This is a genomic window from Aquamicrobium segne (assembly GCF_042656785.1).
Classification (GTDB): domain Bacteria; phylum Pseudomonadota; class Alphaproteobacteria; order Rhizobiales; family Rhizobiaceae; genus Mesorhizobium; species Mesorhizobium segne.
This window is the reverse complement of the sequence record NZ_JBHSLL010000010.1, coordinates 38,570-65,161: the sequence shown is the minus strand read 5'-3', so window position 1 is coordinate 65,161 and position 26,592 is coordinate 38,570. Positions and strand designations below refer to the sequence as shown.

The following is a 26,592-nucleotide window of genomic DNA, read 5'->3' as shown; positions in this document are numbered from 1 at the left end:
AATGAACATCACCACCAAACTCAATATCGTCCCGTTTGTCAGCGTCGATTCAATGATGAAACTGGTGCTGGCCATTGGCATCGAGCAATTTCTGACCGAACTGGCCCGCTATGTGGAAGAAGATTTTCTGCGCTGGGAGAGTTTTGACAAGACAGCGCGCGTTGCATCGCATTCGACCGAAGGGGTGATTGAACTGATGCCCGCCAGCGATGGCAAGATGTACGGCTTCAAATATGTCAATGGTCATCCAAAAAACATGCTTGAAGGGCTGCAAACCGTCACCGCGTTTGGTGTGCTGGCCGAAGTCGATTCCGGCTATCCTGTGCTGCTGACTGAAATGACGATCTTGACAGCTTTACGCACGGCTGTCACCTCAGCGCTGGCGGCAAAATATCTAGCCCCCAAAAATGCCCGCACCATGGCCATTATCGGCAATGGCGCACAATCTGAATTTCAGGCGCTTGCCTTCAAGGCGCTGCTGGGCATTGACCGGTTGCGGCTTTACGACATCGACAGCACGGCTTCGCATAAATGCGCTGCAAACCTGGCGAATATGGGCTTTGACATCACCATTTGCGCCAGCGGGCAAGAGGCGGTGGAAGGCGCTGAAATCATCACCACCGTCACCGCCGACAAGAAATACGCCACGATCTTGACCGATAATATGGTTGGGTCGGGTATCCACATCAATGCGGTTGGCGGTGATTGCCCCGGCAAGGTGGAACTGCATCGCGACATTCTGTTGCGATCTGATATTTTTGTCGAATACCCGCCGCAAACCCGTATTGAAGGCGAGATTCAACAGCTTGCCGATGATCATCCGGTCACAGAATTATGGCAGGTAATGGCGGGCAAGGCGAGCGGGCGCAAAAACAGCAAACAGATTACACTGTTTGACTCGGTCGGCTTTGCCACGGAAGATTTTTCAGCCCTGCGCTATGTCTATGACCAGTTGCCGAGAACCGGTTTTTACGAGGAGCTTGACCTGCTGGCCGATCCCGACGAGCCACGCGATCTGTTTGGCATGTTGCTAAGAGCCAAACAGGCCGCAAGCTAACTCTAAAGCATTTTGTGAGCACAGATGGAATCGTCTGACGTCGCAATAATGCGGCTAAAAAAGAAGCTGGAGCAGCGGAAACTGCGTTCGTTAGAACGCCCGTTATTCTAGCGCCGTTTTGGATTGAGCTCCAGATTCAGGCCAACCTTCACCCTGTCCATAGCGACAAAACTGCGGAATCGTTTCACGTTCTTGTTTGAAAAAAACAGCCTTCTGGTCATGGCCTCATAGTCACTCATGGTCTGGACGACGACCAGCAGAATAAAATCAACCTCTCCGGTTACATAATAGCACTGCTGGACCTCAGGAGCGTCGGCAAATGCGTTGCGGGTCGCATCATGCGTCTCGCCAAACTCACTGCACATCTCGACCTCAACCACAATGGTGATCTCGTGGTGAACGTGGGACGGATTAACAATGGCGACATTGGCCATGATCGTGCCGGTTTCTTCCATCCGCTTGATCCGGCGCTGCACGGCAGGCGCTGACAAGCCGATGGTTTCGGCAATCAGCCTTTGGGGCGTTTTGTTATCCTTTTGCAAAATGTCGAGTATTGCCAGATCAAAACCATCAAGCCCGCTGGCGTCATCCCTGTTCCTGTCAGTCATGCAGACTCCTCAAGCTGCACCGGGTTTAGAGCATCGGACCAAAAAGTGGAATCGGTTTTTGGATAATTCCGATGCTTCTTCAAAGAGTTAGAGCGTCCTTTGTGCGTCCGATAGGACGCACGGCGCTCTAAATGCATAAATACGGCATCTGCGAGTAAATGTTGCAAATAACTACTGAAAAAACAGCAGATTTATCATAGGAAATGAAGTAATTATCAGCGCGTTGTCAAAAATTCAAGGATATGCGCCATGCTTCTCATCAACGAACTTGCTGATCATCGCAAGAGCCTCGAAGCGGCTGATGCCGAGGTCTTGAGTGTGAAGGAGGCCAAAACGGTCCAGCATTTCCTCCAGCACCGTGCGGGTCACAAGGTCACCCCGCTCGTTTCCCTCCCAGAGCTTTCACGCAAGCTGGACATCGGCACGATCCAGATAAAGGATGAAAGCCAGCGGCTTGGCCTTGGCAGCTTCAAGGCGCTGGGTGGCTCTTATGCTGTGATCCGGCTGGTGCTTGAAGAAGCCTCCAATCGCCTCGGTCGGGCTGTTGATATTCAGGAGCTTCAGTCAGACGAGGTCAAACAGATCGCCTCGCAGATGACCGTATCTTGCGCAACCGATGGCAATCACGGGCGCTCGGTTGCCATGGGCGCTCAATTGGTGGGCGCCAAATGCGCAATCTTCGTTCACTCCGGTGTCAGCGATGAGCGCATTGCCGCCATTGCCCATTTCGGGGCCAACATGATCCGTGTGGAAGGCAATTATGACGATTCGGTTGCCGAAGCCACGCGCGTGGCCGCAGAAAACAACTGGCTCACCGTCTCCGATACATCCTGGCCGGGCTATGAGCGGATCCCCGGTCTGGTCATGCAAGGGTACACAGCGCTTCTGGGTGAAGCCTTGCAGCAGATGGGCGAACCGCCGACACATGTCTTCATACAAGCAGGCGTGGGCGGCATCGCAGCAACCGTTGCCGGGCACTTCGATATTCTGTTTGGTGATAAACGCCCGTTTTTCGTGGTGGTTGACCCCTCACGCGCAGCCTGCCTGTTTGAAAGCGCCCGGCTTGGACATGCAGTGAAAGTCGACCACAGCCAAAGCACGGTCATGGCCATGCTTGAATGCTATGAGCCTTCACTGGTCGCATGGCGGATTTTGGCCCGCACGGCTGACGCTTTCATGACAGTGGAAGATGAGGACGCTGTGAGCGCAATGAAAAAGCTTGCAAACCCGGAAGGCTCTGACCCGGCGGTGGTGGCAGGCGAGAGCGGCGGGGTGGGGCTGGCAGCTCTGATCAAGGCCGCTTCAGACACGAAAATGCGCGAGCAGCTTGGCCTTGACAGCCACTCACGTGTGTTCCTGATCAATACGGAAGGCGCAACCGACCCGAAACTCTATGAAACACTGGTTGGGGCAACCCCGGAAGCGATCGCTGCAAAGGCTTCTGCATAATCCCGGACATCCGGCCGGCTGTTAAAAAACACCGTGCATCCAACAGGATGCACGGTGTTTTATTTCTTCCCAAAACCAGATGAAGATAAATTCAAAAGCAAATCTGAAAGATCGCAGCGATCTTTATTATGCTGATTTGCGGCCAAAAAGACCTTTTAGTTTTGAGCGGATGATGGCCATGATCAATTTCAAGGCATTCAGCTCATTTGGCTTGTTTGCAACATGGGCGGCGGCCGGAGCAGCATCGGCAACCTTATCTGAAGCAGTGTCTGATGAGGCTGTGGATGGGGATGGGGATGCGTTGAGCTGCTGTTCCAGATTGAGGGCAAATTCCTTGCATATCTGCTCGGCCACTGCATCAACGATACCGCCACGTGCAAACTGCGCCAGCGACCCTGACAGCGTATAGTCAACATCGACATTGACCACCGTTGCTGCACCGCCCTTTGCCTCCTCCAGCCGGTAGACAACATTTCCCTTGGCACGTGAATTGTGGCTCTTGTCGATGCCGCTGCCAATGATTTTTCCAGTATGAGCGCTCTCATCGGCCTCAATTTCAACCTCGCCGCCAAAATCGGCCTTGACCGGCCCAAGCTTGACCGTCATCCGGCCCTTCGCCTGTGTTGGCGAAGCCTGTTCCGTCAGGGCCGCACCTGGAATGCACTGCACAATGTTGGGCAGATCCTGAAATTGCGACCACACCAGCGCAGGTGGATGGTTGACGGTAAAAACTTGCTTGAGTTGTGGCATTTTATTGTTCCTTCCAACTGGAAACAGGGTGCGGCTGGCGCTCGCACCCTGTGCTTTCTACTCCTCGGCGCCGCACCAGTCATAGATGCAAAGCGCCATGACCTTGATGGCCGTAAGATAATCGTCAATCGATACATACTCGTCATCAGCATGCATGACCGCTGTCGAACCGGGGCCGAAAATCACGGTCGGCGTCTCACCATAGCTGTTGAGGAAGCGCGTATCGGCTGCTCCCTGACGGCCGCTGATGACCGGTTGCTTGTTGGTCAGTTCGGTATATGTCTGCGACAGCAGTTCGACGATCGGATGATCGCTCGGGATCTCCGAAGCCTCGGCATCATAGCCGACAAAGCGCACCACCGGCGGATGATCCTTCATCCATTCGTCCTTGGCCGCCATTTCAGCGATCTTGTCGACCAGGCTCTGCTTGACACCCTCATGGTCTTCGCCCGGCACCGTACCGATCGATCCCTTGAGCACAGCGCTTGCCGGGAAGGCGCTTGGATAATTGCCAGCCTGAAAACTGCCGATAATGCAGGGCAGCGAGTCCAGCGCATTCGGATAAAGCGGATGCTTGACCGTGGCGACACGGTGGTCTTCCAGTTCCTGAACGGCCTTGACGACCTTGTTGCCAAGGTCAATGGCGCTGATGCCAAGATAGCGCTGCTGGATACCGGCGGGCTTGCCCTGAACGTCGATCTGAAACCAGATGCGGCCAATGCAGGCCGGTTGCACATGCAAATCACTGGTCTCGCCTGAAATGCCGGCATCGGCCTTGTAGCCGCGAATAACCGTATCAAGCGTACCGTGGCCGGAGACCTCCTCGTCGATGACGACATTGATATAGACGTCACCCTTGAGCTTGACGCCTGCCTGCCTGAGGAACTCGACCGCCAGAATATGGCTGGCAACACCGCTTTTCATATCGCAGGAGCCACGGCCATAGATGCGGCCATTCTCGATCTTGGCCGACCATGGATCATCGCTCCAGCCTTCACCATTGCCGACCGGAATTACATCGGTATGACCGTTAAGCAGGAGCGAGCGACCGCCACCCGTCCCCTTATTGATACCCACAATGTTGGGGCGGCCCTCATAGCCGCGATCCACCGGGCGATAACCGGGATGTTTTTTCAACTCCTCCCAATCCGTCTCCCACATGTCGACATCAAGCCCGATGCCCTTCATATAGTCAGCGACAAAAGCCTGAATGGCGGCCTCATCACCAGTCACGCTCGGAATCGACACCATTTTTTGCAAGAACTCGATGGCCTTGTCCCGATTGTTGTCGATCATGTCCAGAATGGCCTGGCGTTGCGTCGTCATCATTCAACTCCGTTAAATCAAGTCGCTAGAGCATTTTGCAGTCAGGCAATGCCGTCTGACATTGCAAAACCAGAGCCTAGTGGAATTTCTAAATTTGACATTCGATCTCGAGGCCGACATCAAGCGGATGTCGAATGTCAAATTCATTCCACTAAAGCGTGTCGCTTTTCTTTCAGATTCACGCGACCCGCTTTAAATCTTTATTTTTACACATGTCTTTATCTCGAAACTGGTTCTCAAGTCTCGAGAGACAGGCTTTAGATCATTCCATCGTTTCTGCAGAAACAAGAAATGTTTTATGCTACATCGTGCCAGACATCCTTCTTGTCATCGACCACATCAAACCATCATCCGCACCATGGTTTTTTTGATAGCCAGGTGATCAATCCAGCTTTTACACCTCATGATACATCATCTAATGTGGAGCAACCTCATTTGTCTACAATTTTTTTTCTATTGCATACAAACATGGATATGACTAGATTATTTATAGTGACGACCACATTCGTGTGATCAGGTCGAGCGCGACAATAAAATTTCGACAGTTCTGGAAAATTTGGACAGTTCTGGACAATTTTAGGTATTCGCCTTCGATTAAGAGGAACTGATGAGACCAACATCATTCGACTACCACCGCGCAACATCGCTTGATCATGCGCTTGAGCTTCTCCACGAGTTCGGCGAAGATGGCCGCCCCATCGCTGGCGGGCAGAGCCTGGTGCCGATGATGAATTTCCGGCTGGCCCGCCCCGCCCATCTGATCGACATCAACCGGCTGCCCCTGAGCGGGATCGAAATCGACGGGCCGGTTTTGCGTATTGGCGCGCTGACCCGGCACATCGCTTATTTCGACAATCCGCTGATCGCCCGGCATTTCCCGGCCTTCCTCGATGCCGTACATTATATCGGCCACCCAACCATCCGCCAGAACGGCTCCATCGGCGGCAGCATCTCACATGCAGATCCCACAGCCGAATTGCCCGCCGTTGCGGTGCTGCATGATGCCGATATCATCGTGCGCTCGCTTGAAGGCACGCGTGCGATCAAGGCCACCGAGTTCTTCCTCAGCGCCTATGTCACGGCACTTGAACCGGGCGAAATGGTCGTGGCGATCGAATTGCCGCTGCCACCTTCCGCCTCCACCGGCAGTTTTATCGAACAAAGCGAGCGCAGCGGCGATTTCGGCACCGCCTCGATCGGCGTCACGCTGGAATTTGCCGGCGGAAAGATCAGCAAAGCCGCCATGGTCTGCTCCGGCGCCGATCTGTTTCCAATCCGCGCCCCCGAGATCGAGGCCTTTCTCACCGGCAGGGCGCTTGCCGATCCTGCGGCGGCTGAGGCCGGACAGCAATTTGCTGCATCCATAGATCCGGCTGATGACCATATCGTTTCAGCCAGCTATCGCCGCGGGCTGATTGCTGAACTCACACGCCGCGCCATCGAGGCGGCCTGCACGAGGGCGCTGGACAAATCATGATCGACATTACCCTTGAAGTGAATGGCGTGAGCAAGACGCTCAGCGTTGAGCCCCGGAAATTGCTGGCCGATGTCCTGCGTCAGGATTTTGGCATGTCCGGGGTGCATATTGGCTGCGCCCATGGGGCCTGCGGCTGCTGCACAGTCCATCTTGACGGTACGCCGCGCCTGTCTTGCCTCACCTTTGCCGTGCAATGTGACGGCAGCTCCATCCGCACCGTCGAAGCTCTTGGCGGAACGGGCGCTGATCATGTTCTGCAACAGGCCTTCAAGAGTGAACATGGTCTGCAATGCGGCTACTGCACCCCCGGCTTCCTGATGACATTGGCGCCTTTCGTTGCCGAAATGGTTGAGCAAAAGCGCGTGCCCGACGACGGGGAAATCAGGGAGGCGATGAGCGGCAATATCTGCCGTTGCACCGGCTATCATGGCATTGTTGCCGCCGTTCGCAAGGCGGTTACTGTCGAGCTTGAAGCGGGAGCGGCATGAAATGAAGGCGGATCGACCCAAATTTATCGGCGCACGCATCCAGCGCTTTGAAGACATAAGGCTGCTTTCGGGTACAGCCCGTTACATTGCTGACATCAGCCTGCCCAACATGCTGCATCTGAATTTTGTGCGAGCTGAAACCGCACATGCCGATATTCTTGAAATCGACAGTTCGGCGCTGGCTGATCTTGATTATCCGACATGGGTATTCACCGGCAAGGACACAGCCGGACTGTCGATGAAAGCGCATCAGGACGTTCCTGAGATGCAATATTCCGAACAGCCCTTTCTGGCTGAAGGCAAGGTAAGATTTGTTGGCGAACCCGTGGCCGTTGTTCTGGCCGAGGACGCCTACAAGGCCGAGGATGCTGCCGAACTGGTTTTTGTCGATTATGACATGCTGCCCGTCATCGGAACCATGGAGCAAGCCCGCGATCCATCGCTGCCAACCTTGTTTGATGGCTGGAACGGGAATGTCATCGTCGAGCGCCAGATGAAGGGTGGCGATCTGGAAGCCGCCAGGCAAGCGGCCGCCCATATCATCAAGCGCACCTACAGAACGCAGCGTCAGGCAGGCGTGCCGATGGAAGGGCGCGGCGTCGTCGCCAACTACAATCCTGCCGACCGGGTTTTGACCGTCTGGTCGTCAACCCAGATGCCGCATCTGGTGCGCACCTATATTTCCGAGGAACTCGGTCTGCCCGAATCCCGGATCCGCGTGGTTGCGCCTGATGTCGGCGGCGGTTTTGGGGTCAAGGGTCAAGTCTATGCCGACGAGATCCTGATTGCATGGCTGGCCATGAAGACCGGCCGCCCGATTAAATGGATTGAGGATCGACGCGAACATCTGATCGCTTCCATCCATGCCCGTGACCACGAGCATACGCTGGAGGCCTATGTTTCTGCAGATGGCCGCCTGCTTGGGCTGAAGGCTGACATTACGGTCGATAATGGCGCCTATTCCACCTATCCTTTCACCTCTGCGGGTGAACCTGGCATGGTCGGAAAAGTTCTTCCCGGCCCTTATGATTTTCAGGCCTATGAGGCGACATTCCGGGCGGTGGCGACCAATAAATGCGCCATTGGAACCTATCGCGGTGTCGCACGGCCCTCTGCCGTATTCTCGCAAGAGCGGCTGATGGATGACATTGCCGTGGAACTGGGAATGGACCCCTTTGAATTCCGGCTCAAAAACATTATCCGCACATTTCCCTACAAGAATGTTCTTGGCTTCAGCTATGATGAAGGCTCTTATGCCCAATCGCTGGAACAGATGCAGGCGCTGCTGGTCGATGACATTGCTCAGGCAGCCGCTTCACACAACTCCTCTACCAAACGTATCGGCGTCGGCATTGCCTGTTTCATCGAGCAGACAGCACATGGTACACCCGATTTCACGCGCCGCCGCACCCCCATCGAGACCGGCTATATAGCCGCACGGCTCGATATGTCGCCAGACGGGGAAGTCACGATTGATCTGGGCCTGCAAAACCATGGACAGGGCCTTGAAACAACCATGGCGCAGGTCGCTGCCGACGCGCTCGGCATCAGGCCGGAAAATGTCTATGTCCGCCATGGCGACACCATGACCACCCCTTATTCCGTCGGCACCTGGGGCAGCCGCGGCGGCGCACTTGGTGGTGGAGCAGTACATGTGGCCGCCACTCAGATTGCCGACAAATTGCGCTTGATTGCCGCTCATCTGCTGCAAGCCAAACCTGAGCAGATCGAACTGGCCGACGGGCGGGCTTCGGTTCAGGGCAATCCCGGCAACTTCATCGAGATCAGCAAGCTTGCCCGCATTGCACAGCGCAATGTCGAGCAGATGCCGGAAGGAATGACGCCGGGCCTGGAAGCCCATGCCAGCGTCGATGGACCACGCGATGGCACCTATGCCAATGCCGTTCATGCCGCAGTGGTCGAAATCGACATCCTGACCTGCAAGATGAAATTGCGGCGCTTTGTTGTCGTCGAGGATTGCGGCACCATTCTCAATCCATTGGTGGTGGACGGTCAGGTGCGCGGCGGTGTGGTTCAGGGCATTGGTTCGGCCATGCTGGAGCATTTCATCTATGATAGCGAGTGCCAGCCCCTGACCACCAATTTTGCCGATTATCTGATGCCGCTGGCGCCGGAAATCCCGAATATCGAGGTCCACCACATTGAAACACCAACCACACTGACACCGCTTGGCGCCAAGGGGCTTGGTGAAGGTGGCGCAATCGGTCCGGCAGCAGCCATTGCCAATGCTGTAGCCAATGCGCTTGGCGTTGGCGTGGCCGAAACACCGCTCAACAGCAATGCCCTGTGGAAACTGTCTGAACATATCCGCAAGGCAGAATAAACTCTTTTTTCTAAAGCGTGTTGCGATCTTTCAGATTCACGTAACCCGCTTTAAGCCTTTGTTTTTACGCATGTCTTTATCTCGATAACTGGTTCTCAAATCTCGAGAGACAGGCTTTAAAAAAACCGGCAAAGATAAAAAATCTTTGCCGGTTTTTTAGAGCGCCGTGCGTCCTGTCGGACGCACAAAGGACGCTCTAACTCTTTGAATGAGCATCGGAATTATCCAAAAACCGATTCCACTTTTTGGTCCGATGCTCTAGTTTATGAATCTCGCAAGAGCATTTTGTAATCAGATAAAAAATCTATTCCAGAATCTCGCTCTCCAGCGCCAGCAGGACATCGGCAGCGGTTCCAGCCAGCAGGTCAACATGCTGGCGCATCAGGCTATGGGCCGTATCTTCATCGCCTGCGGTAATTGCATCCGTGATGCGGTTGTGTTCACCAACCGATTTCTGCATCCGCCGCGGCTGAGTGGTGATGTGGCGACGATAAGCATTAAGCCGGTTACGCAGCTTGCGGCTTTCCTCCTGAAGGAATTCATTACGGGCGCCCTGAAAGATCATGTCGTGAAACCTGGTGTTGGCGGCATAGAACCCGTCATAGTCCTCCGCCTCTGCCCGCATTTCACATTCCGCATTCCAGCTCCGCATTTCAGCAATCTCGGCTGTCGTCATGCGCCTGGCTGAAAGCCTGGCTGAAAGCCCTTCATATTCTGCCATCACCTGAAACATCTGGATCAGTTCGGTCGTCGTCAGGGACTTCACCGTCGCACCCTGATTTTTACGGATATCAATCAGGCCACTCGATGCAAGATGGCGCAGCGCCTCGCGAACCGGAGTGCGCGAGACATCGAAGCGGCGGGCCAGCGACTGCTCGTCAAGCCGCTCGCCCGGCTTGAGCACGCTGTTTAGAATGTCGCTTTCCAAAAGCCTGATCAGGCTGTCAGCAGACAGCCTCGGCTCTTTTACACTATCCATAATTCCGCTCACTGCTATTGCCATCTCTCAGATTGTCTGCATCCCGGTGTCAGGCTTGTTGCAAGCGTTGCGTCAATGATTACTGTTTGACGGTTATCACCAGACACATGCTTTGTTCTTTGCCCTCATTGATCGTGTAATGGGGATCACCCGGCTCAAACAAGACCGCCTCACCCTTTATCAGGGTAAAGCGCTCCGTACCGGTATCGAAGGTCATCTGTCCCTCTAACACATAAAACACCTGCGACCAGTCATCATGATGATGAAGCTCGCCACCGCCGCCAACCGGCGCCTTCGACACTTGCACAGAAAAATTGCTACCGGCAAACGGCACAATGTCAAGCACGTTAAGACCACCAAAATGGGCTGGTGGTGTGATCCCGGTGGCGTCGCCATTCTTCCAGATATTCATGTTATATCCTTGAATTTACCTGTCAGTGCCTGTCTTGCTTTCATGGAAACAGACGCAATGCACTTTCTATTGCTTGAACAATATCGGGCTGCCCCAGATATTTCATCCGACACAGCCCAAATGCGTTAGGAAATATATTCCATATAAGGGCTGATAACGCTGCGCACCGGCACCTGAATGATTGCCGGTTTGCCACTGGCAATCGCATCGCTCAGCGCCGTCTCGATCTCTTTGGCATCACGGGCAAAATAGCCGCGCCCCCCCAGCCCTTCCGCAACCTTCGTCCAGTCCCGGCGCGGCAGGTTCATCTCATAGGTTTCACCAAAGCTGCGCTCCTGTGGCAGGGCGATTGCCCCCCACATCTCATCGTCGAGCACGACGACGATGAAAGCGCGGCCATAGCGCTCGGCAGTATCGAGTTCAGCAACATGGAAGCCCACGCCACCATCACCGACAAAAACAACCACAGGGGCTTGATGATCGGCAAAACTGGCGCCTGCACCATAAGGCACCTCAGCACCAAGCGCACCCGACTGGCCCGCGCGCAGATAGCGACCCGGTGCAGAAATACGCAAACGTGCATCTGCCCAGAAGTCGATATTGCCATGCGAGGTCACGTAGATGGTATTGTCCGGGGCAGCATTGCTGACCGCATCAACAGCCGCGATTGGATGCAGTCCGGCGGCATCGCCCTCACCAAGCTGGGCGGTCCACTCCTTGCTCCAGTCTGCAACAAGCCCGTCGCTCCAGACCTTGTCCGTGTTCAGAACCGGCAGTTCAGCCAGCAATTCGACAAATGCTGAAGGGGTGGCGTTAATGGCAAGGTCTGCGCGCTTGTTGCGATGCAATAACTCCTGATCCGAACACACCTGAACAATGCGTGTATCTGCGCCGACCGTATCACCGAATTCCAGATCGAACTCGAAATGATGACCCAGAAGCAGAATGCAATCCGCTTCATCCATGGCGCGCCGCAAGGTGGCGTTGCACGGCGCATAGGCTGGTCCCATCCAGCGCGGATGATGCTCATCGACAATGCCGCGCGCCAGACGCAGCGTGGCAAAGGCCAGATCATGCTTCTCGATCGCCTCAACCAGACGCTGCGAACGATTGAAGAACAGTTCATCGCCAAGGATCAGCAGCGGCTTCCTCGACTGCGCCAGCAACTGGCGCGCCTGATCTGCATCGGCAGCCATTATGCCCGGCGCACCCGGCAGCGGCGGGCAGGTGGCAATGGTCTCATTGTCCAGCAGCTTCGACAATATATCGGTTGGCACCTCCAGAAACACCGGTCCCGGACGGCCCGCCCACATATTGCGCCAGGCCATATCGAGATATTCCTGCAACCGGTTCGGATCGGTACAGCGCGCCGCCCATTTGGTTACATTCTTCATGATCGGCAGCACATCATAGGCCATGCCGGCGCCGCGCTCAGCCGAACTTGTTCCTGCCTGTGCGCCAATAATGATGACGGGTGTGCCAGCCAGGCTGGAAACCAGTCCCGGCGTTACCGTATTGGTGACGCCCGGTCCCAATGTGACAACAGCAGCGCCCGCCTTGCCGGTCACACGCGATTGCGCCTCTGCCATGAAACAGGCGGCCGACTCATGGCGGGCATGAATCAGCGGCAAACCCTGAAGCGCACAGGCGCGATAAATCGAGTTGATCGGGCCGCCAGAGACTGAAAACACATTCTCGACACCGGCACTCTTCAGCCAGGAAACAATGGCTGCTCCGCCATCCATGCCATCATTTTTAAGGGGCTTGTTATCAGTATGCACGAGACTTTCCTCCGTCGAGGGCGATGGCCGTTCCGGTTATGAAACCGGCACGCTCGGATGCGAGCATGGCAACCATTGCGCCAAAATCATCTGGGTTACCAAACTTTCCAGCAGGCACTTCCTCAAGCCACAGCGCCTCAGCGGCGGCACGGTCGAGGCCTTCAATTTCCATGCTGGATTGAACAAGATATTCCATGCGATCGGTCGCAAACGGCCCCGGACACAGGCAGTTGACCATGATCCCTTCATGCGCAAACTCAATCGACAGCGACTTTGCCAGACCCACAACGGCAAGACGCACCGAATCCGACAGCACCATATTGGGCTGAACGACCTTCACCCCAACCGTGGTGACGAAGATGATGCGGCCCCATTTTCCGGCCTGCATGTGTGGCAGCACAGCATGTGAAAGATCAACCAGCGGCAGCAGGCTTTCATTGAGCGCCTGCTCCCAGCCTTCGCGGGGAACGCTCAGGAAAGGGCCAGCCGCCGGGCCGCCGGTATTGCCGACAAAAATATCCAGCCCGCCAAAGTTTTCCACCACCTCGTCCACTGCCGAGTTGAGTGTGGAGCGATCGCTCAGATCCATTTTCACGGCAATGGCATCGGCAGCACCAGCCTGTTTCAACTCGCTCAGGAGTTCCTGCATCGCCGCCGTATCGCGACCGGCAACAGCCACGCGCGCGCCTTCGCCAGCAAGCGCAAGAGCAGAAGCCCGCCCCAAACCACGTGACGCTGCAGTCACAAGTGCGCGTCGACCCGTCAAGCCAAGTTCCATCTGGCAAATACTCCCCACTCTAAGACTTATTCTCGCTACCAATGTGCGGGCATATTGTCAATTTGTGTAGACAATTTTTTTTGATTTGCATACAATAATGAATGATTAGCAATGTCACATCGTATCAAATGCCTCAACCACCGGAGACTAAAGTCGTGAGTCAACATCCCCTTATTCCCATCGTCGTCGGCAACAAGGTCTTGTATGAAGGCTCGGACGGTGTGGGCCAGTCCATCAATCCTGCCACCGGTCAGGTGGTGGCGGAATTTGCACGTGCCGGGGCTGCCGAAGTCGAGATGGCGGTGGCTGCCGCACGCAAAGCTTTTGATGATGGCCCATGGCAGCGCATGCGCCCCTTCGAGCGGGGCCGGATCTTGCACCGCATCGGCGAATTGATGCTTCAAAAGCGCGACGAGATCGCACGCATGGAGAGCATGGACAGCGGCAAGCCGCTGCGCGATTCTTATTGGGAAGTTGACTGTTCGGCCCGGTTTTTCGAATTTTATGGCGGCGCAGCAGACAAGCTCCACGGCGCTTCGATCCCGCTTGGGCCCAACTGGTCGGACTGGACCGTCAAGGAGCCGGTTGGCGTCAGCCTGCATATCATTCCGTGGAACTACCCGTTTCAGCTCATTGCCCGCGGCGTAGCGCCAGCCCTTGCCGCCGGTTGCGCTGTCATCATCAAACCGTCAGCCGATACGCCGGTCACAGCCTATGAGTTTGTCAAAATCTGCCAAGAAGCGGGCCTGCCCGACGGGCTGGTCAATCTTGTCAATGGCCGTGGCTCTGTTGCCGGTGACATGCTGGCCAGACACAAGGGCGTTGATCAGATCACATTTACCGGCTCGGTACCGACCGGCGAGCGGGTTCTGGTTGCTGCCGCCTCACATGCCATTCCTTGCAATATGGAACTTGGCGGCAAGTCGCCCCAGATCCTGTTTGCCGATGCCGATCTGGACAAGTCGCTGCCGATCATTGCCGGTGGCTTCCTCACCCATTGCGGTCAGGTGTGCAATGCAGGCACCCGTCTGTTTGTCGAGCGCTCGATCCATGACGATATTGTGGAGAAGCTGCATAGCCGCATCAAGGCCATGACCCTGGGGGCAGGCGTTGACGATCCCGATATGGGACCGCTTATCAGCAAGACGCACAAGTCAGACGTCGAGCGTTATTACGAGGTCGCACGCAAGGAAGGCGAACTTCTTCTTGGCGCCGAATTGCCAACAGCGCCAGCCCTGGCCAATGGCGCCTTCGTGCGTCCGGGACTGGTTGTTGGGGCTGACAACACGACACAAATCGCACGTGAGGAGATTTTTGGGCCGATTTTAACCGTCATCCCGTTCGATACGGCAGAAGAGGCAATCATGGGTGCAAATGACTCACCTTTCGGTCTGGTTGCGGGCATTCATACGACCAATATCAACAAAGCGCTCGGCGTTGGTGAAAAGCTGCGGGTCGGGCAGGTCTGGGTCAATTCCTTTGGCGTCGGCCTTGATGTGGAATTCCCGTTTGGCGGTTATAAGCTTTCGGGCTTTGGCCGCGAAAAGGGGCTTGAGGCGCTCAGCGCTTACCAGCAGATCAAGAACATCGCCATCCATCACCCGCTGGCATAGCTTCTGCTTTCCTGATCGTTAATTTTTAAAAGCGCCGTGCATCCTGCTGGACGCACGGCGCTTTTATTATTTTGAAACATTTCATCCGTTTTTCATGAAAACATGAAATACTATACCGTCAGCGTCTGATTATATATGGGTCAAATGCAGTGCAAACGGAGATGAGCCGTGACCTTGTCCAATCGCGACCTGATCGAATTAACCGCATGGCGGCGCAAGTTGCACCAATATCCGGAAATATCGAATGAAGAAAAGATGACGGCAAAAGCCGTTGTCGACTTCCTTGCAGATACCCGGCCAGACAAACTGCTGACGGGGCTTGGCGGACATGGCGTGGCGGCAATCTACGACAGCGGCAAAGCAGGGCCAACGCTCATGTTCCGGTCGGAGCTTGACGCACTGCCCATCCAGGAAATATCGGGGGTTGCCCATTCATCGCTCATTCCCGGCAAGTCGCATATGTGTGGCCATGACGGGCATATGGCAATCCTTGCTGCTCTTGGCCGCCAGCTTGGCCGCTCAAGGCCCGCTCAAGGCCGGGTCGTTTTGATGTTTCAGCCAGCGGAAGAAACCGGCAATGGTGCAGCCGATGTCGTCGCCGACCCACATTTTGGCGAGATCGCAGCCAATTTTGTGTTCTCGCTCCACAATCTGCCGGGTGTGCCATTCGGCCAGGTGCGGCTCAAAACCGGTGTGGTCAACTGCGCTTCACGCGGCATGCGCATCATACTGGAAGGCAAGACCGCCCATTCATCCATGCCCGAAACCGGCATTTCGCCAATGCTGGCCGTGAGCAAACTGCTGCCGGCACTCCCCTTGCTGGGAACCGGGACATTTGCCGATGATGATTTCGGCATGCTCACCGTCACACATGTCTCGATGGGCGAAGCGGTGTTTGGTATTGCACCCGGTCGCGCCGAAGTGTGGGCAACTTTGCGCACCCGGCGCGATGATCGCATGGCCAATCTGTGTGCTTCTGCAGAAGCACTGGCCGCAGACATTGCCGGTGAACACGGCCTGTCGCTTTTATATGACTATCAGGAAATCTTCCTCGCCAGCGTCAATGCAGCGGAAGCAGTAGCGCATCTGCAACAGGCGCTCGATGATGAAGGCATCCTGCACACAGAAGACAATTTGCCAATGCGCGCCTCTGAAGATTTTGGTATATTTGGCCAAGGTACTGCGGCATCGGCCATGTTCTTCCTTGGTGCAGGCGAGCAGCATCCGGCATTACACAACCCTGATTATGATTTTCCCGATGATCTGATTGCAATCGGATCAAAAGTGTTCATGCGTCTGGTACATAATCTTTTATAGCGGGTCGCTTTTCTTTCAAATTCACGCGGGCTGATTTAAGCTTTTGTTTTTACGCATGTCTTTATCTCGATAACTGATTCTCAAGTCTCGAGAGACAGGCAAGCATTTAACCACCTGTCTGCAAAAAGCTTCAAAACCAATGCCGCGGCTTTGGCGACAGTAAGGCAAGCGCAATCATTTTAAAAAGCTGAAATATTTGATCTGGCGGGGATCAAAAAAGAATGGTGCCCAGGAGAGGACTCGAACCTCCACACCTTGCGGCACACGGACCTGAACCGTGCGCGTCTACCAATTCCGCCACCTGGGCTGATGGCGCTCATGTAAGCGGGCAAAACGGTCCTGTCAACGAGCTTTTTCGATACACTCAAGCGCAAGGAGCAAATCTGACAGATCACGACACGCTTTAAACTCAAGAGACAGGATTTTTAGAATTTGGAAGGCGGCCTATCCTTCCAACCCATACTTGGTTAATCTGGATTAACTCAGGCCACAGGATTACGATCAGGCGTTAACTGGCAGCATATATGAGCGATCAACAAAGCCCCGAAGACTGGAGACGCGAACGTGCTCTTGCAGCGCTTGCGCGCGCTATGCGCGGTGACGACGAAGACGCACCCGGAAATTTGCCCGCCAGGCAAAAAACTGCTCCCGGATCATCTGCGGCAGAAATCACCGCCCCACCACTTGAGAAAACCACGCCATCGTCTTCAAAAGACATCTGGCAAAAACATGAAGCCATTTTGCGAGCTGAAGCACGTGAAAAGGAACTGTCTGAATATCAAGACAAGTCGGAAACCTTTGACAGTGTGCCGTCAGATGCTGCTGATACGACTTTGCAGTCGCCAAAACTGCCACTGACACCTTCCATCACGCTTGCAGAGGAAGCAAAAGAAGAGCAGTTTGAAGCGCCACTGGCTTTTGTGGATTCTGCAAATGAATCTATGACTGAACCGCTCAACGAATTGCCAACTGAAAAAAACACGCCGGAAGCAGCGGCGCTGGTCAGGCCGGGCATAGCAACCTCACGGCCGCTGATCATGCGTCTCACATTGCTGGGTGCATTGACAGGCATCGCAGCCGCTTTGTTGTTGTGGAAACCCTATGGCGCAATTGCTGCATTCCTGCCGTTTGCGGGTTTGCTTTCAGGGCTTGGCGCGGGTCTTGTCGCTGCGTTGTTTCAGTCAAAAATTGTGGTAAACCCACAATCAACCACAGGCGCTGATACAGCAATTGCGCATGACCTGCATGAGCAGGTCGAACAGCCCAACCCTGTGGCGCTTGGCCATCCCCCCACAACGGATGAAATTCGCGCCAGCCTGCGCCAGTTTCGAGCAGCCACACAAGACCTCGCCCGCTCACGCACCCCGCGCTGATTTGCTTCTTTTCCAGATCCGTCTTACCCGATTAAATCACAGGGTGGCGCATCGAGGAGACTATAATGGGCAAATCCGCGTCATATATGTCTGACAGTCCAATGGGAGAACAGTATGAGCAAAATAATCGACGGCAAGAAAACAGCAGCCGAAGTGATTGAGAATGTAAAGGCGCTGGTCGCGGATCTGGCGGCAAAAGGCCATGCTGCCCCCGGTCTTGCTGTCGTGATCGTCGGTGAAGACCCGGCAAGTCAGGTTTATGTCGCCAGCAAGTCGCGTACCGCAAAAGAATGCGGCTTCCATTCCGTGCAGCACACGCTTTCCGCCGAGACGAGCGAGGAAAAACTGCTGGAACTGATTGGCGAACTGAATGCCGATTCTTCCATCCATGGCATATTGGTGCAGCTTCCGCTTCCCGGTCATATTGACAGCGGCAAGGTCATTCAGGCGATCGCACCGGAAAAAGATGTCGATGGTTTCACATTCGCCAATGTCGGCAAGCTGGGCACCGGCGAAATGCAAACAGCTTTCGTGCCCTGCACACCGGCTGGTTCCATGTTGCTGATCGAGCGGGTGCGCGGGCAAGATCTTTCCGGGCTGAATGCCGTGGTGATCGGCCGCTCCAATATTGTCGGCAAACCCATGGCCAGTCTGCTGCTTGAAGCCAATTGCACCGTCACCATTGCCCATTCCCGCACAAAAGACCTGCCAGCTCTGGCGCGCACAGCCGATATATTGGTGGCAGCGGTGGGACGGCCGGAAATGGTGAAAGGTGACTGGGTAAAACCGGGCGCAACGGTCATTGATGTCGGCATCAACCGCATTGCCGCCCCCGAAAAGGGCGAGGGCAAAACACGACTGGTTGGGGATGTCGCCTATCAGGAAGCGGCAAGCGTGGCAGGTGCAATCACCCCGGTTCCGGGTGGTGTTGGCCCCATGACCATCGCCATGCTGATGGCCAACACAATTGTCTCCGCCTATCTGGCGGCCGGACTTGCCCGCCCCCGTTTTTAGAGCATCGGACCAAAAAGTGGAATCGGTTTTTGGATAATTCCGATGCTCATTCAAAGAGTTAGAGCGTCCTTTGTGCGTCCGATAGGACGCACGGCGCTCTAATTGGCAGTCAAGCTGCCCAAAACACCTTTACCGGTTGCGGTGATGCCTCAATCACCGCCCGGATCGGCGTGACCGCATTTCCTTCCATAGCCGCTTCAAAAACAGCGCGCTTTTCCTGCCCCTCAATATGCAGCGCCAGAAAACCGGCACTGATCAGGCGCGGCATTGAAAGCGTCAGGCGTGGTTCACCTGCGCTGACTGCATCAACCGGCAAAACGACCTGCGAGCTGGCCGGATCAAGCAACAGGTCAAGCGTGCTGGCATCAGGAAAAAAGGAAGCTGTGTGGCCATCTGTGCCCATGCCAAGCACGACAACATCAAGCGGCCAGTCAAGGCCCAAAAGCTCTGCCTCAGCCCGGCTTGCTGCTGCCGCAACATTTTGCGCCGGATGATAGAGTGGCAGAAAGCGGGCGACGGCTGCTTTGTTGCGCAAAAGTTTTTCGCTGACCAAAGCCGCATTGGAGCGAGGGGAGGAGGACGGCACAAAACGCTCATCCACCAGCATCACCGTCACTTTACTCCATGCAATGGCGCGGGTTGAAAGCGTTTCAAAAAACAGCGCCGGTGTTGTGCCACCTGAAACAGCAAGCAGGGCCCCACCCCGCGATTCAATAGCGGCTGTCAGTCTTTGTGCAACAGTGTCCGCCAAAGCGGTGGCCAGTGCTTTGCGTGTTGAAAATTCAAGCCATTCACAGGTTTTTACCGACATCATCACGTACTTTCATGCCAGGTGCGCCCGTCACGCTCAATCAGAGCGATGGACGCCGATGGTCCCCAGGTGCCGGATGTATAGCCTTGTGCTTCCTGCCGGGCATTTTCCCAGGCGTCCTGAATGGGATCAATCCAGCTCCAGGCAGCCTCAACCTCATCACGGCGCATGAACAGGGTCTGGTTGCCGCGCACCACATCCATGATGAGACGCTCATAGGCATCGGGCGCCCGCTCGCGAAAAGATTCAGCAAAAGTCATATCAAGCGGAATCTGGCGCAGCCGCATTCCTCCCGGACCGGGGTCCTTAATCATGATGAACTGCTTGACCCCCTCATCAGGTTGCAGGCGAATGACAAGCTGGTTGGCAAAAATCGGCCCGGCATTTTCACCGAAAATCGAGTGCGGAATGGGTTTGAACTCAATGACGATTTCTGAAACCCGTGTGGCCATCCGTTTGCCGGTGCGCAGATAAAAGGGCACATTTGCCCAGCGCCAGTTTTCAATTTCAGCGCGGATGGCAACAAAGGTTTCGGTGCCGCTTTCCTTGCCCAGTTCCTCGACATAGCCCTTGACCGGACCATCGGCGGAGGCGCCAGCACGATATTGCCCGCGCACCGTGCGGCGAGGCGCTTCATTGTCATGGATCCGCTTGAGCGCACGCAACACTTTAAGCTTTTCGTCGCGCACCTCATCGGCATCCATGGAGGCGGGAGCTTCCATGGCAACAAGGCATAAAAGCTGGAGCAGGTGATTTTGCACCATATCGCGCAGCGCACCGGCCTTGTCATAATAGGTCAGGCGATCTTCCAGCCCCACCGTTTCAGCAACGGTAATCTGCACATGATCAATATGAGCGGAATTCCACAACGGCTCATAAAGCGCATTGGCAAAGCGCAGCGCCATCAGGTTCTGCACCGTTTCCTTGCCCAGATAATGATCGATGCGAAAAATCTGGCTTTCATGAAAATTCCGGCCCACCAGATCATTCAGTTCGCGGGCTGAAGCCAGATCTCGCCCAAGCGGCTTTTCCAGCACGATGCGGGCTGTTGGCGTAATCAGATCATGCGCTTTCAAATTGCGTGATATGTCGTCAAACAAGGCAGGCGCGACCGCCAGATAAAAAGCGCGGATGCTGGTGCTGTCAGCGATCATCGCCTTTAGGTCTTCAAAACCCTCGCCACTGACGGCATCGGCAGGGACATAAAAGAGACGGGCAAGAAACCTGTCGATTTCGGCCGGGTCGATATAGTCGGCGTCAACATGCTCTTCGATTGCCTTGCGGGCAAAGGCACGAAACTCGTCTTTGCTCATTTGTGTCCGCGACGTGCCGATAATGCGTGTCGGTTCACAAAACTGATGATCACGCTGCCGGTGGTAAAGCGAAGGCAACAGCTTGCGTTCCGACAGATCGCCGGTGCCGCCAAAAATGATGAAATCAAAAGGGTCAACAGGAATGATCTGACTGGTCATAGCGTGTCCGTGGTGGCCTTCTGTGCGCTGTTGCAGCTTGTTTTCTCTCGCAAATGGCGCTGTTACCGCCATCTAATCGATTTAACATGCCTGTGTCACAAGATTATAGTACCAGCCTTGATACAGCACTGACAGTGATAAGATCATACATGAAACAGAAAGCTGGAGCATTTTGTAAATACAGATGGAATCATCTGGTGTCATACAAATGCAGTTATAACAACAGCTTAGAGCATTCTATCTGTTTCCGACAAGATAAAAATGATCCAGTCGCTTACTGGCGTCTGGCACCAGCCTCCATTTCACGAAGCGTCTTGCGGTCGATCTTCTGCAACGGGGTCCGGGGCAATTCGGCCACGAACTCAATCGTGTCCGGAACCTTGTAACCGCCAGCATCCGCACGAACACGCGCCTTCAACTCGGCAACGAGTTTCTCATCGCCGCCGACGTCCTTTCGCAGGACAACAAACGCCTTGACGCGAGAAAAACCCTCACCATCCTCGACGCATATCGCCGCTGCTTCCTGAACGCGATGGTCACTGGTAATGGCCGCCTCGATCTCGATAGGCGAAACCCACATGCCTTTGACCTTAAAAACATCATTGGAGCGTCCGGCAAACCAGAAATAGCCATCGCTGTCGAACTGAAGCTGGTCTCCGGTATGAACCCATTCGCCCTGAAAAATCGCCTTGGTCTGGTCGAATTTGCGCCAGTAGAAAAGGCAGGCCGTACGGGATTTGACCAGACATTCACCGGGTGTATCAGGCTGGGTTATATCCTTGCCATTATCGTCTACAAGCCGGATTTCCACGCCCACCAAAGGTCGGCCAAGCGAACCGCGGCGAAAGTCCGATGGACGGTTTGCAATCCACTCATAAGTAACCTCGGACGAGCCGATACTGTCCATCAATTCATGACCAAAACGCGCATGCCACTTCTCAAAGATCTCCGGAGGCATTTTTTCGGAAGCCGTATAGACTGCCTGCAATGAGGAAAAATCAGGAGACAGGCCGATTTCATCAAAATAGGCAAGCAGCAGCTTGATGATGGTAGGCACGGTGATGAGCTTGGTCGGGCGGAAAGTTTCGATCAGCTCTGTCACCACTGCCGGCGTGGCTGGCCCGCTCGACAATATAATGGTTGCACCAAAATAAAGCGGAATCAGGACGCCCGGCCACAGACCATGGGTGAAGTATTTCTTTGAGGTCGCAAAGACCACATCGTCCTGATTATAGTACCACCAGAAACCATGGCGCTCGGGAACCAGTATGAAGTCATGCGCCAGATGAACAATACCTTTCGGGGTTCCGGTCGTTCCTCCTGAATAAAACATATACGCCATGTCATTGGCGTGGAGTTCTACAGAGCGCATTTGCGGAAAATGCCCCGCCACCAGATCCGGATAGCTCAAAACCTCGACAGCGCCGATAGGTCCGGCATCATCGGTGGCGCCATTGACGATGACCTTCTCCAGCGTTACCGGCAGCCTTTCCTGCAAGGCGCGAAGCTTGGGCAACTGTGCCGGATCGATATAGACCGCCCTGGCTCCCGTATCCTCGATAAAATAGAGAAACATATCGGGCTTGTAGAGGTCAGAAATACTGACAGGAATGAGCCCTGCCCGTATCGCGCCAAGCCAGATGGCGATGGTTTGCAGGCTGTCATTGGCAGAGACGAGAACCCGGCTTTCACGGGGAAGTCCAAGACCAATCAAGCTGTTGGCGACGCGACAGGTTTCCGCCAGCAGTTCACCATAGCTCACCCGCACGCCATCGACGATTATTGCAGTCTTGTCTTGCAGACCATTGTCGATATGCCTGTCGAGCATCAGTTGCGTCGGGCTGATATAGTCCGGAATTTCCGGATCTGACCATTCCCGCCACGCCTCGCTATAAATAAGCGAATTCATACCGTAATTTCCTCACCTGAATATATTTCCTTTCAATCGCTCCGCCCAGCCAGAGTATTTCTTGTCTCGCCGGAAGCGGCCGAAATTCTCTAAGTCTTTGTTTAACTGCATTTTGCGACGTCGAATATAAACATCTGACGCCGCACAAATGCTCTAGACGGAAACGCCGAGATAGGCCTCGCTGATCCGTGGCGCCTCCTCCAGCTCCTTCGGCGTGCCGGAAAATTGCACGCGACCTTGCGACAGGATGGTGACAGAATCTGCAAGCGACAGCGCCATTTCGGCATTCTGTTCGACCAGCAGGATCGAGGTTCCGGTTTCCTTGATCCGGGCCAGCGTGTCACTCACCTCGTTGACAATGATGGGCGCAAGCCCCTCCGACGGTTCATCCAGAACCAGAAGATCAGGCTCACCCAGCAAAGCGCGCGCGATCGACAGCATCTGCTGTTCACCGCCCGAAAGCTGCTGTCCAAGATTGTCCATCCGTTCCGAAATACGCGGGAAAATGGCCAGCACCTGATCCAGGCGCTGACTGGAGACACCACTTGCCCATACTGCCACCATCAGATGCTCGCGTACGGTCAAATTGCTGAAAATCCCCCGATTCTCCGGAACATAACCAAGCCCCAGCCTGACGATCCTATGAGTTGTCCATCCGGAAATATCCTGATTTGCAAAAACGATCCGTCCTGATCTTGCAGGGGTAAGACCAACAATCGAGCGCAGCGTGGTGGTCTTGCCTGCCCCATTGCGACCGAGCAGCGCTGTGCATTCGCCCCGCCTGACCTCAAGAGAAACGCCTTGCAGAATATGGCTATCGCCATAATAGGTATGAATGTCAGAGACTGCGAGGATCGACCCATTTGTGCCCTTGTCCGGCTCACTCATGGCGGCCTCCATCCTGATCCAGGCTTTTTCCCAGATATGCAGCCCTTACATCTTCATTCTGGCGAATTTCTTCTGGTGTGCCGGTAACAACGGCCCGTCCATAATTGAGAACGGTAATCTGGCTGCAGACGCCAAACACCACATCCATGTCATGCTCGACAAGAAGCAACGTCATCTCCTTAGGCAACTCGTTCAACAACTGCATCAACAAGGTGCGCTCGGCCGGAGACGTTCCGGCCGCCGGTTCGTCCAGCAGCAGGATTTTTGGTGAACAAGCCAGGGCCATGGCAACTTCAAGCTGGCGCTTCTGGCCATAGGAAAGCGTTTTGACTTGCCGGTCCAGAACGTCCTGAAGGTTCATCTTCTCGGCAGCAATACAGGCCTGCTCGATGATGTCCTTGAAGCTGCTGGCAGCGGCAAGAAAATTAAAGCGGGCGCGGCTGCGCGCCTGGATGGACAGCCGCAGACTTTCCAGCACGCTCAGGCCCTCAAAAAGCGTGTTCTTCTGGAATGATCTGGCCAGACCAGCTTCCGTCACCTTTTCCGGGCTCATGCCAGCGATGTTTTTGCCATCGATGGAAATGTTGCCCGATGTCGGAACAAGCCAGCCCGAAATCATATTGAAGAGTGTGGTCTTGCCTGCGCCATTGGGGCCGATGATTGCATGTCTTGCTCCGGCCTGTAACTCCAGGTCAAAGCCTTCAATAATGCGAAGCCCGCCAAAACGTTTCGTAACGTTGTTTATCTGAAGTTGTTGTGTCAACGCCGCCTCCAGAACGCCAGGACCCGTGCCGCCATACTGGACGTGAAACCGGCAATGCCACCGTTAAAGAAAGCAACCACGAACACGAACATCAGCCCGAAAATGACGAGGTAAGCATCGGTAATCGTTGACAAATAGCTCTTGAGAAGGACGTAAAACGCTGATCCCAGCAAGGGCCCGAAAAATGCCTGTGAGCCGCCGATGATGACCATCAGCAGTGCTTCACCCGACATCTGCCACGTCATGAGATGCGGATTGATGAAATAGGTATGCTGCACCCAAAGGCTGCCCGACAGTCCGGCAAGCATTCCCGAAAAAGCAAATGCAAGGCTCTTGTAGGGACTGATCCGGTAGCCGACAGCCTGAACACGTTTTTCATTCTCGCGAATGCCGATCAATACACGCCCAAACGGGCTGCGCACGACAATGCGCAGGAAAAACAGCGCGACAACGAAGCAGGCAAGCACGAAGAAATAGAAGACCTGCGCATCGCTACTGTCCAATCCGATAAATTCAAGATTGATGCGCGGAATCCGGGTCATGCCATCATCGCCGCCTGTATAGCGCGATTTTTCGGCGACGGCGTGAAAGAGCTGACCGAAGGCAAGGGTGATGAGCAGAAACTGCACACCGCGGGTGCGCACACTCAAAACACCGATAAGGCAGGAAATCACCAGACCTGCTGCAACCGCCGCAATCATGGCCAGCCAGACAGGATAGCCCCACAGCAGGCTGATGATGGCGGTGACATAAGCTCCGACGCCCAGAAAAGCGGCATGACCAAGCGAAACCAGCCCGGTATAGCCGACAAGAAGGTTGAGGCCGGATGTCAGGATCGCAAAAATCAGAATCTCGGTCAGCAGCGCCACAAAATAGGCGCCGCTCAGTAAAGGCGCGATGGTCAGGACCGCAAGACCAGGCACGGCAACAATCCAGAAGGTTCTGGATTCAGCCCGATCGGCAGCCATCGCAACCGCGCTTGTCTGCGGATCAGCTTGTTGAACTTCAGCCATGGGGCTGTTTCGGTTTTGCATGAAAACGCATTTACCTCGCGCTATAGAACTTTGGGAGCGCGGCCAAAGAAGCCTTGCGGACGAACCATCAGCATCACAGCCAGGAAGATATATGTCGTGAACATCGACAGTGCCGGCAGATAGGCCTGGGTCATGGTGTCAGCCATTCCCACAATCAGGGCGCCAATAAAGCAGCCCTTGACCGAGCCCAGCCCCCCTAAAATGACAACCACAAGCGTCGGGATCAGGATCTGCACGCCCATATTGACGTCAATCGACAGCTCGGCTCCAGCAACAACCCCCGCCAATCCGGCAAGACCACAGCCAAGCGCAAAGACCAGAGCAAACACCTTGTAGATATCAATGCCCATGGCGCGGACCATTTCACGATCATCCACCCCGGCCCGCACCACGGCGCCGATAACAGTGCGGTCGAGAAGAACCCAGACCAGAAGACCGACAATCAGACCGAGCGCAATGATAAGCAGCCGGTAGGCCGGATAGAAGGTGCCGACATAAATGGCGCCGCGCAGCAAGTCGGGCTTTTCGATGCTGATGAAGGTAAGACCGAATGTTTCAAAGAAGATGAGATCAATCAGCCCGATTATGAAGAACAGGATACCGAATGTGAGCAGCGCCATGTCCAGATGAGCACTTCGCCCCCGGTCAATCAGGGGTTGAAGCACGAATAGCTGCAGGATAAAGCCCAGCAACATCGGCAGAAGCGGCCCGAAAGCCAGGGCGAACCAGAAACTCCCGGTAAGCTGGTAGAGCACATATCCGAAATATGCGCCCACCATATAGAAAGCCCCGTGAGCCAGATTCAGGATATCCATCAACCCGAAGATGACGGTCAAGCCGATCGCCATCAGGAAGAGCAGCATGGAAAGCTGAAGACCATTCAGCAGATTGAACAGAAAGAAAGACATCACACGAAATTATCCGACCATTCGCTGCCAATTGAGGATGA

General features: G+C 54.8%; 23 protein-coding genes and 1 tRNA gene. 9 read left to right on the top strand and 15 right to left on the bottom strand.

The genetic code is table 11. The features are described 5' to 3' along the window. The first annotated feature begins 1 nt into the window (after position 1). Complete coding sequence (locus ACFPLB_RS02285; RefSeq protein WP_378227638.1) at positions 2 to 1,057, top strand: ornithine cyclodeaminase; 1,056 nt, start codon at positions 2 to 4, stop codon at positions 1,055 to 1,057. Between the two features lie 107 nt (positions 1,058 to 1,164). Here ACFPLB_RS02285 and ACFPLB_RS02280 read toward each other — a convergent pair whose 3' ends face one another. Beyond that, positions 1,165 to 1,665 (bottom strand): Lrp/AsnC family transcriptional regulator, encoded by a 501-nt coding sequence (locus ACFPLB_RS02280; RefSeq protein ID WP_378227637.1) that lies wholly within the window; start codon positions 1,663 to 1,665, stop codon positions 1,165 to 1,167. 249 nt (positions 1,666 to 1,914) lie between these two features. Here ACFPLB_RS02280 and ACFPLB_RS02275 point away from each other — a divergent pair, with 249 nt between their 5' ends. Further along, complete coding sequence (locus ACFPLB_RS02275) at positions 1,915 to 3,114, top strand: diaminopropionate ammonia-lyase (protein ID WP_378227636.1); 1,200 nt, start codon at positions 1,915 to 1,917, stop codon at positions 3,112 to 3,114. 126 nt (positions 3,115 to 3,240) lie between these two features. Here the strand turns inward: ACFPLB_RS02275 and ACFPLB_RS02270 are convergent, their stop codons facing one another. Both ACFPLB_RS02270 and ACFPLB_RS02265 read right to left on the bottom strand, forming a co-directional pair. After that, positions 3,241 to 3,864, bottom strand: a complete 624-nt coding sequence (locus tag ACFPLB_RS02270) for an SRPBCC family protein (RefSeq protein ID WP_378227635.1) — start codon at positions 3,862 to 3,864, stop codon at positions 3,241 to 3,243. 57 nt (positions 3,865 to 3,921) lie between these two features. Next, positions 3,922 to 5,193 (bottom strand): ArgE/DapE family deacylase, encoded by a 1,272-nt coding sequence (locus tag ACFPLB_RS02265; RefSeq protein ID WP_378227634.1) that lies wholly within the window; start codon positions 5,191 to 5,193, stop codon positions 3,922 to 3,924. Positions 5,194 to 5,797: 604 nt separating this feature from the next. Here ACFPLB_RS02265 and ACFPLB_RS02260 point away from each other — a divergent pair. Genes ACFPLB_RS02260 through ACFPLB_RS02250 form a run of 3 tightly spaced genes read left to right on the top strand, consistent with a single transcriptional unit; the run spans position 5,798 to position 9,499 of the window. Continuing rightward, on the top strand, positions 5,798 to 6,667 hold the full coding sequence (locus ACFPLB_RS02260; protein ID WP_378227633.1) for an FAD binding domain-containing protein: 870 nt from the start codon (positions 5,798 to 5,800) through the stop codon (positions 6,665 to 6,667). Continuing rightward, the gene (locus tag ACFPLB_RS02255) at positions 6,664 to 7,155 is read left to right on the top strand and encodes a (2Fe-2S)-binding protein (protein ID WP_378227632.1); all 492 of its coding nucleotides are present in this window, start codon (positions 6,664 to 6,666) and stop codon (positions 7,153 to 7,155) included. Before ACFPLB_RS02260 ends, ACFPLB_RS02255 begins: the two co-directional genes overlap by 4 nt. A gap of 1 nt (position 7,156) precedes the next feature. Next, on the top strand, positions 7,157 to 9,499 hold the full coding sequence (locus ACFPLB_RS02250; RefSeq protein ID WP_378227631.1) for a xanthine dehydrogenase family protein molybdopterin-binding subunit: 2,343 nt from the start codon (positions 7,157 to 7,159) through the stop codon (positions 9,497 to 9,499). 304 nt (positions 9,500 to 9,803) lie between these two features. Here ACFPLB_RS02250 and ACFPLB_RS02245 read toward each other — a convergent pair whose 3' ends face one another. From ACFPLB_RS02245 to ACFPLB_RS02230, 4 genes are all read right to left on the bottom strand, one after another. After that, the gene (locus ACFPLB_RS02245; protein ID WP_378227630.1) at positions 9,804 to 10,478 is read right to left on the bottom strand and encodes a GntR family transcriptional regulator; all 675 of its coding nucleotides are present in this window, start codon (positions 10,476 to 10,478) and stop codon (positions 9,804 to 9,806) included. 79 nt (positions 10,479 to 10,557) lie between these two features. After that, the gene (locus ACFPLB_RS02240; protein ID WP_378227629.1) at positions 10,558 to 10,890 is read right to left on the bottom strand and encodes a cupin domain-containing protein; all 333 of its coding nucleotides are present in this window, start codon (positions 10,888 to 10,890) and stop codon (positions 10,558 to 10,560) included. A 125-nt stretch (positions 10,891 to 11,015) separates the two neighbouring features. Continuing rightward, on the bottom strand, positions 11,016 to 12,671 hold the full coding sequence (locus tag ACFPLB_RS02235) for a thiamine pyrophosphate-binding protein (protein WP_378227628.1): 1,656 nt from the start codon (positions 12,669 to 12,671) through the stop codon (positions 11,016 to 11,018). Then, positions 12,661 to 13,449 (bottom strand): SDR family oxidoreductase, encoded by a 789-nt coding sequence (locus ACFPLB_RS02230; protein ID WP_378227627.1) that lies wholly within the window; start codon positions 13,447 to 13,449, stop codon positions 12,661 to 12,663. Before ACFPLB_RS02230 ends, ACFPLB_RS02235 begins: the two co-directional genes overlap by 11 nt. Positions 13,450 to 13,604: 155 nt before the next feature. Between ACFPLB_RS02230 and ACFPLB_RS02225 the strand changes: the two genes are divergently transcribed. Both ACFPLB_RS02225 and ACFPLB_RS02220 read left to right on the top strand, forming a co-directional pair. Next, positions 13,605 to 15,062: an aldehyde dehydrogenase family protein gene (locus ACFPLB_RS02225; protein WP_378227626.1), complete on the top strand. Its 1,458-nt coding sequence runs from the start codon at positions 13,605 to 13,607 to the stop codon at positions 15,060 to 15,062. A gap of 168 nt (positions 15,063 to 15,230) precedes the next feature. Continuing rightward, positions 15,231 to 16,379 (top strand): amidohydrolase, encoded by a 1,149-nt coding sequence (locus ACFPLB_RS02220; protein ID WP_378227625.1) that lies wholly within the window; start codon positions 15,231 to 15,233, stop codon positions 16,377 to 16,379. Between the two features lie 222 nt (positions 16,380 to 16,601). Here ACFPLB_RS02220 and ACFPLB_RS02215 read toward each other — a convergent pair. Continuing rightward, positions 16,602 to 16,686, bottom strand: a tRNA-Leu gene (locus ACFPLB_RS02215). 217 nt (positions 16,687 to 16,903) lie between these two features. Here ACFPLB_RS02215 and ACFPLB_RS02210 point away from each other — a divergent pair. Beyond that, entirely contained in the window at positions 16,904 to 17,752 is an 849-nt protein-coding gene (locus tag ACFPLB_RS02210; RefSeq protein ID WP_378227624.1) for a hypothetical protein, read from the top strand. 114 nt (positions 17,753 to 17,866) lie between these two features. Next, entirely contained in the window at positions 17,867 to 18,766 is a 900-nt protein-coding gene (gene folD, locus ACFPLB_RS02205) for a bifunctional methylenetetrahydrofolate dehydrogenase/methenyltetrahydrofolate cyclohydrolase FolD (protein ID WP_378227622.1), read from the top strand. A gap of 109 nt (positions 18,767 to 18,875) precedes the next feature. On the opposite strand, the gene pgl is transcribed toward folD, so the two are convergent. The 7 genes from pgl to ACFPLB_RS02170 form a co-directional block, all read right to left on the bottom strand. Next, complete coding sequence (pgl, locus tag ACFPLB_RS02200; RefSeq protein WP_378227713.1) at positions 18,876 to 19,577, bottom strand: 6-phosphogluconolactonase; 702 nt, start codon at positions 19,575 to 19,577, stop codon at positions 18,876 to 18,878. 2 nt (positions 19,578 to 19,579) lie between these two features. Continuing rightward, a complete protein-coding gene (gene zwf, locus ACFPLB_RS02195) occupies positions 19,580 to 21,049 on the bottom strand; it encodes a glucose-6-phosphate dehydrogenase (protein ID WP_378227621.1) in 1,470 nt (489 codons plus the stop codon). Between the two features lie 274 nt (positions 21,050 to 21,323). Beyond that, entirely contained in the window at positions 21,324 to 22,958 is a 1,635-nt protein-coding gene (locus ACFPLB_RS02190) for a benzoate-CoA ligase family protein (RefSeq protein ID WP_378227620.1), read from the bottom strand. Between the two features lie 153 nt (positions 22,959 to 23,111). Continuing rightward, on the bottom strand, positions 23,112 to 23,846 hold the full coding sequence (locus ACFPLB_RS02185; protein ID WP_378227619.1) for an ABC transporter ATP-binding protein: 735 nt from the start codon (positions 23,844 to 23,846) through the stop codon (positions 23,112 to 23,114). Further along, positions 23,839 to 24,609 carry an ABC transporter ATP-binding protein gene (locus ACFPLB_RS02180; RefSeq protein WP_378227618.1) on the bottom strand — a complete coding sequence of 257 codons (771 nt, stop codon included), beginning with the start codon at positions 24,607 to 24,609 and terminating at the stop codon, positions 23,839 to 23,841. The genes ACFPLB_RS02185 and ACFPLB_RS02180 overlap by 8 nt, the downstream gene beginning before the upstream one ends. Next, positions 24,606 to 25,622 carry a branched-chain amino acid ABC transporter permease gene (locus ACFPLB_RS02175; protein ID WP_378227617.1) on the bottom strand — a complete coding sequence of 339 codons (1,017 nt, stop codon included), beginning with the start codon at positions 25,620 to 25,622 and terminating at the stop codon, positions 24,606 to 24,608. Before ACFPLB_RS02175 ends, ACFPLB_RS02180 begins: the two co-directional genes overlap by 4 nt. Before the next feature lie 41 nt (positions 25,623 to 25,663). Beyond that, positions 25,664 to 26,551 (bottom strand): branched-chain amino acid ABC transporter permease, encoded by an 888-nt coding sequence (locus ACFPLB_RS02170; protein WP_378227616.1) that lies wholly within the window; start codon positions 26,549 to 26,551, stop codon positions 25,664 to 25,666. Positions 26,552 to 26,592: the final 41 nt, after the last annotated feature.

What these genes read in the sequence shown, in the direction of transcription:
- ACFPLB_RS02260 (WP_378227633.1), top strand. Translation starts at nt 5,798, where the DNA reads ATGAGACCAACATCATTCGACTACCACCGCGCAACATCGCTTGATCAT.
- ACFPLB_RS02170 (WP_378227616.1), bottom strand. Translation starts at nt 26,551, where the DNA reads ATGTCTTTCTTTCTGTTCAATCTGCTGAATGGTCTTCAGCTTTCCATG.
- ACFPLB_RS02245 (WP_378227630.1), bottom strand. Translation starts at nt 10,478, where the DNA reads ATGGATAGTGTAAAAGAGCCGAGGCTGTCTGCTGACAGCCTGATCAGG.
- ACFPLB_RS02285 (WP_378227638.1), top strand. Translation starts at nt 2, where the DNA reads ATGAACATCACCACCAAACTCAATATCGTCCCGTTTGTCAGCGTCGAT.
- ACFPLB_RS02190 (WP_378227620.1), bottom strand. Translation starts at nt 22,958, where the DNA reads ATGAATTCGCTTATTTATAGCGAGGCGTGGCGGGAATGGTCAGATCCG.
- ACFPLB_RS02240 (WP_378227629.1), bottom strand. Translation starts at nt 10,890, where the DNA reads ATGAATATCTGGAAGAATGGCGACGCCACCGGGATCACACCACCAGCC.
- ACFPLB_RS02250 (WP_378227631.1), top strand. Translation starts at nt 7,157, where the DNA reads ATGAAGGCGGATCGACCCAAATTTATCGGCGCACGCATCCAGCGCTTT.
- ACFPLB_RS02270 (WP_378227635.1), bottom strand. Translation starts at nt 3,864, where the DNA reads ATGCCACAACTCAAGCAAGTTTTTACCGTCAACCATCCACCTGCGCTG.
- ACFPLB_RS02210 (WP_378227624.1), top strand. Translation starts at nt 16,904, where the DNA reads ATGAGCGATCAACAAAGCCCCGAAGACTGGAGACGCGAACGTGCTCTT.
- ACFPLB_RS02265 (WP_378227634.1), bottom strand. Translation starts at nt 5,193, where the DNA reads ATGATGACGACGCAACGCCAGGCCATTCTGGACATGATCGACAACAAT.
- zwf (WP_378227621.1), bottom strand. Translation starts at nt 21,049, where the DNA reads ATGACCAGTCAGATCATTCCTGTTGACCCTTTTGATTTCATCATTTTT.
- pgl (WP_378227713.1), bottom strand. Translation starts at nt 19,577, where the DNA reads ATGTCGGTAAAAACCTGTGAATGGCTTGAATTTTCAACACGCAAAGCA.
- ACFPLB_RS02185 (WP_378227619.1), bottom strand. Translation starts at nt 23,846, where the DNA reads ATGAGTGAGCCGGACAAGGGCACAAATGGGTCGATCCTCGCAGTCTCT.
- ACFPLB_RS02230 (WP_378227627.1), bottom strand. Translation starts at nt 13,449, where the DNA reads ATGGAACTTGGCTTGACGGGTCGACGCGCACTTGTGACTGCAGCGTCA.
- ACFPLB_RS02255 (WP_378227632.1), top strand. Translation starts at nt 6,664, where the DNA reads ATGATCGACATTACCCTTGAAGTGAATGGCGTGAGCAAGACGCTCAGC.
- ACFPLB_RS02275 (WP_378227636.1), top strand. Translation starts at nt 1,915, where the DNA reads ATGCTTCTCATCAACGAACTTGCTGATCATCGCAAGAGCCTCGAAGCG.
- ACFPLB_RS02280 (WP_378227637.1), bottom strand. Translation starts at nt 1,665, where the DNA reads ATGACTGACAGGAACAGGGATGACGCCAGCGGGCTTGATGGTTTTGAT.
- folD (WP_378227622.1), top strand. Translation starts at nt 17,867, where the DNA reads ATGAGCAAAATAATCGACGGCAAGAAAACAGCAGCCGAAGTGATTGAG.
- ACFPLB_RS02175 (WP_378227617.1), bottom strand. Translation starts at nt 25,622, where the DNA reads ATGGCTGAAGTTCAACAAGCTGATCCGCAGACAAGCGCGGTTGCGATG.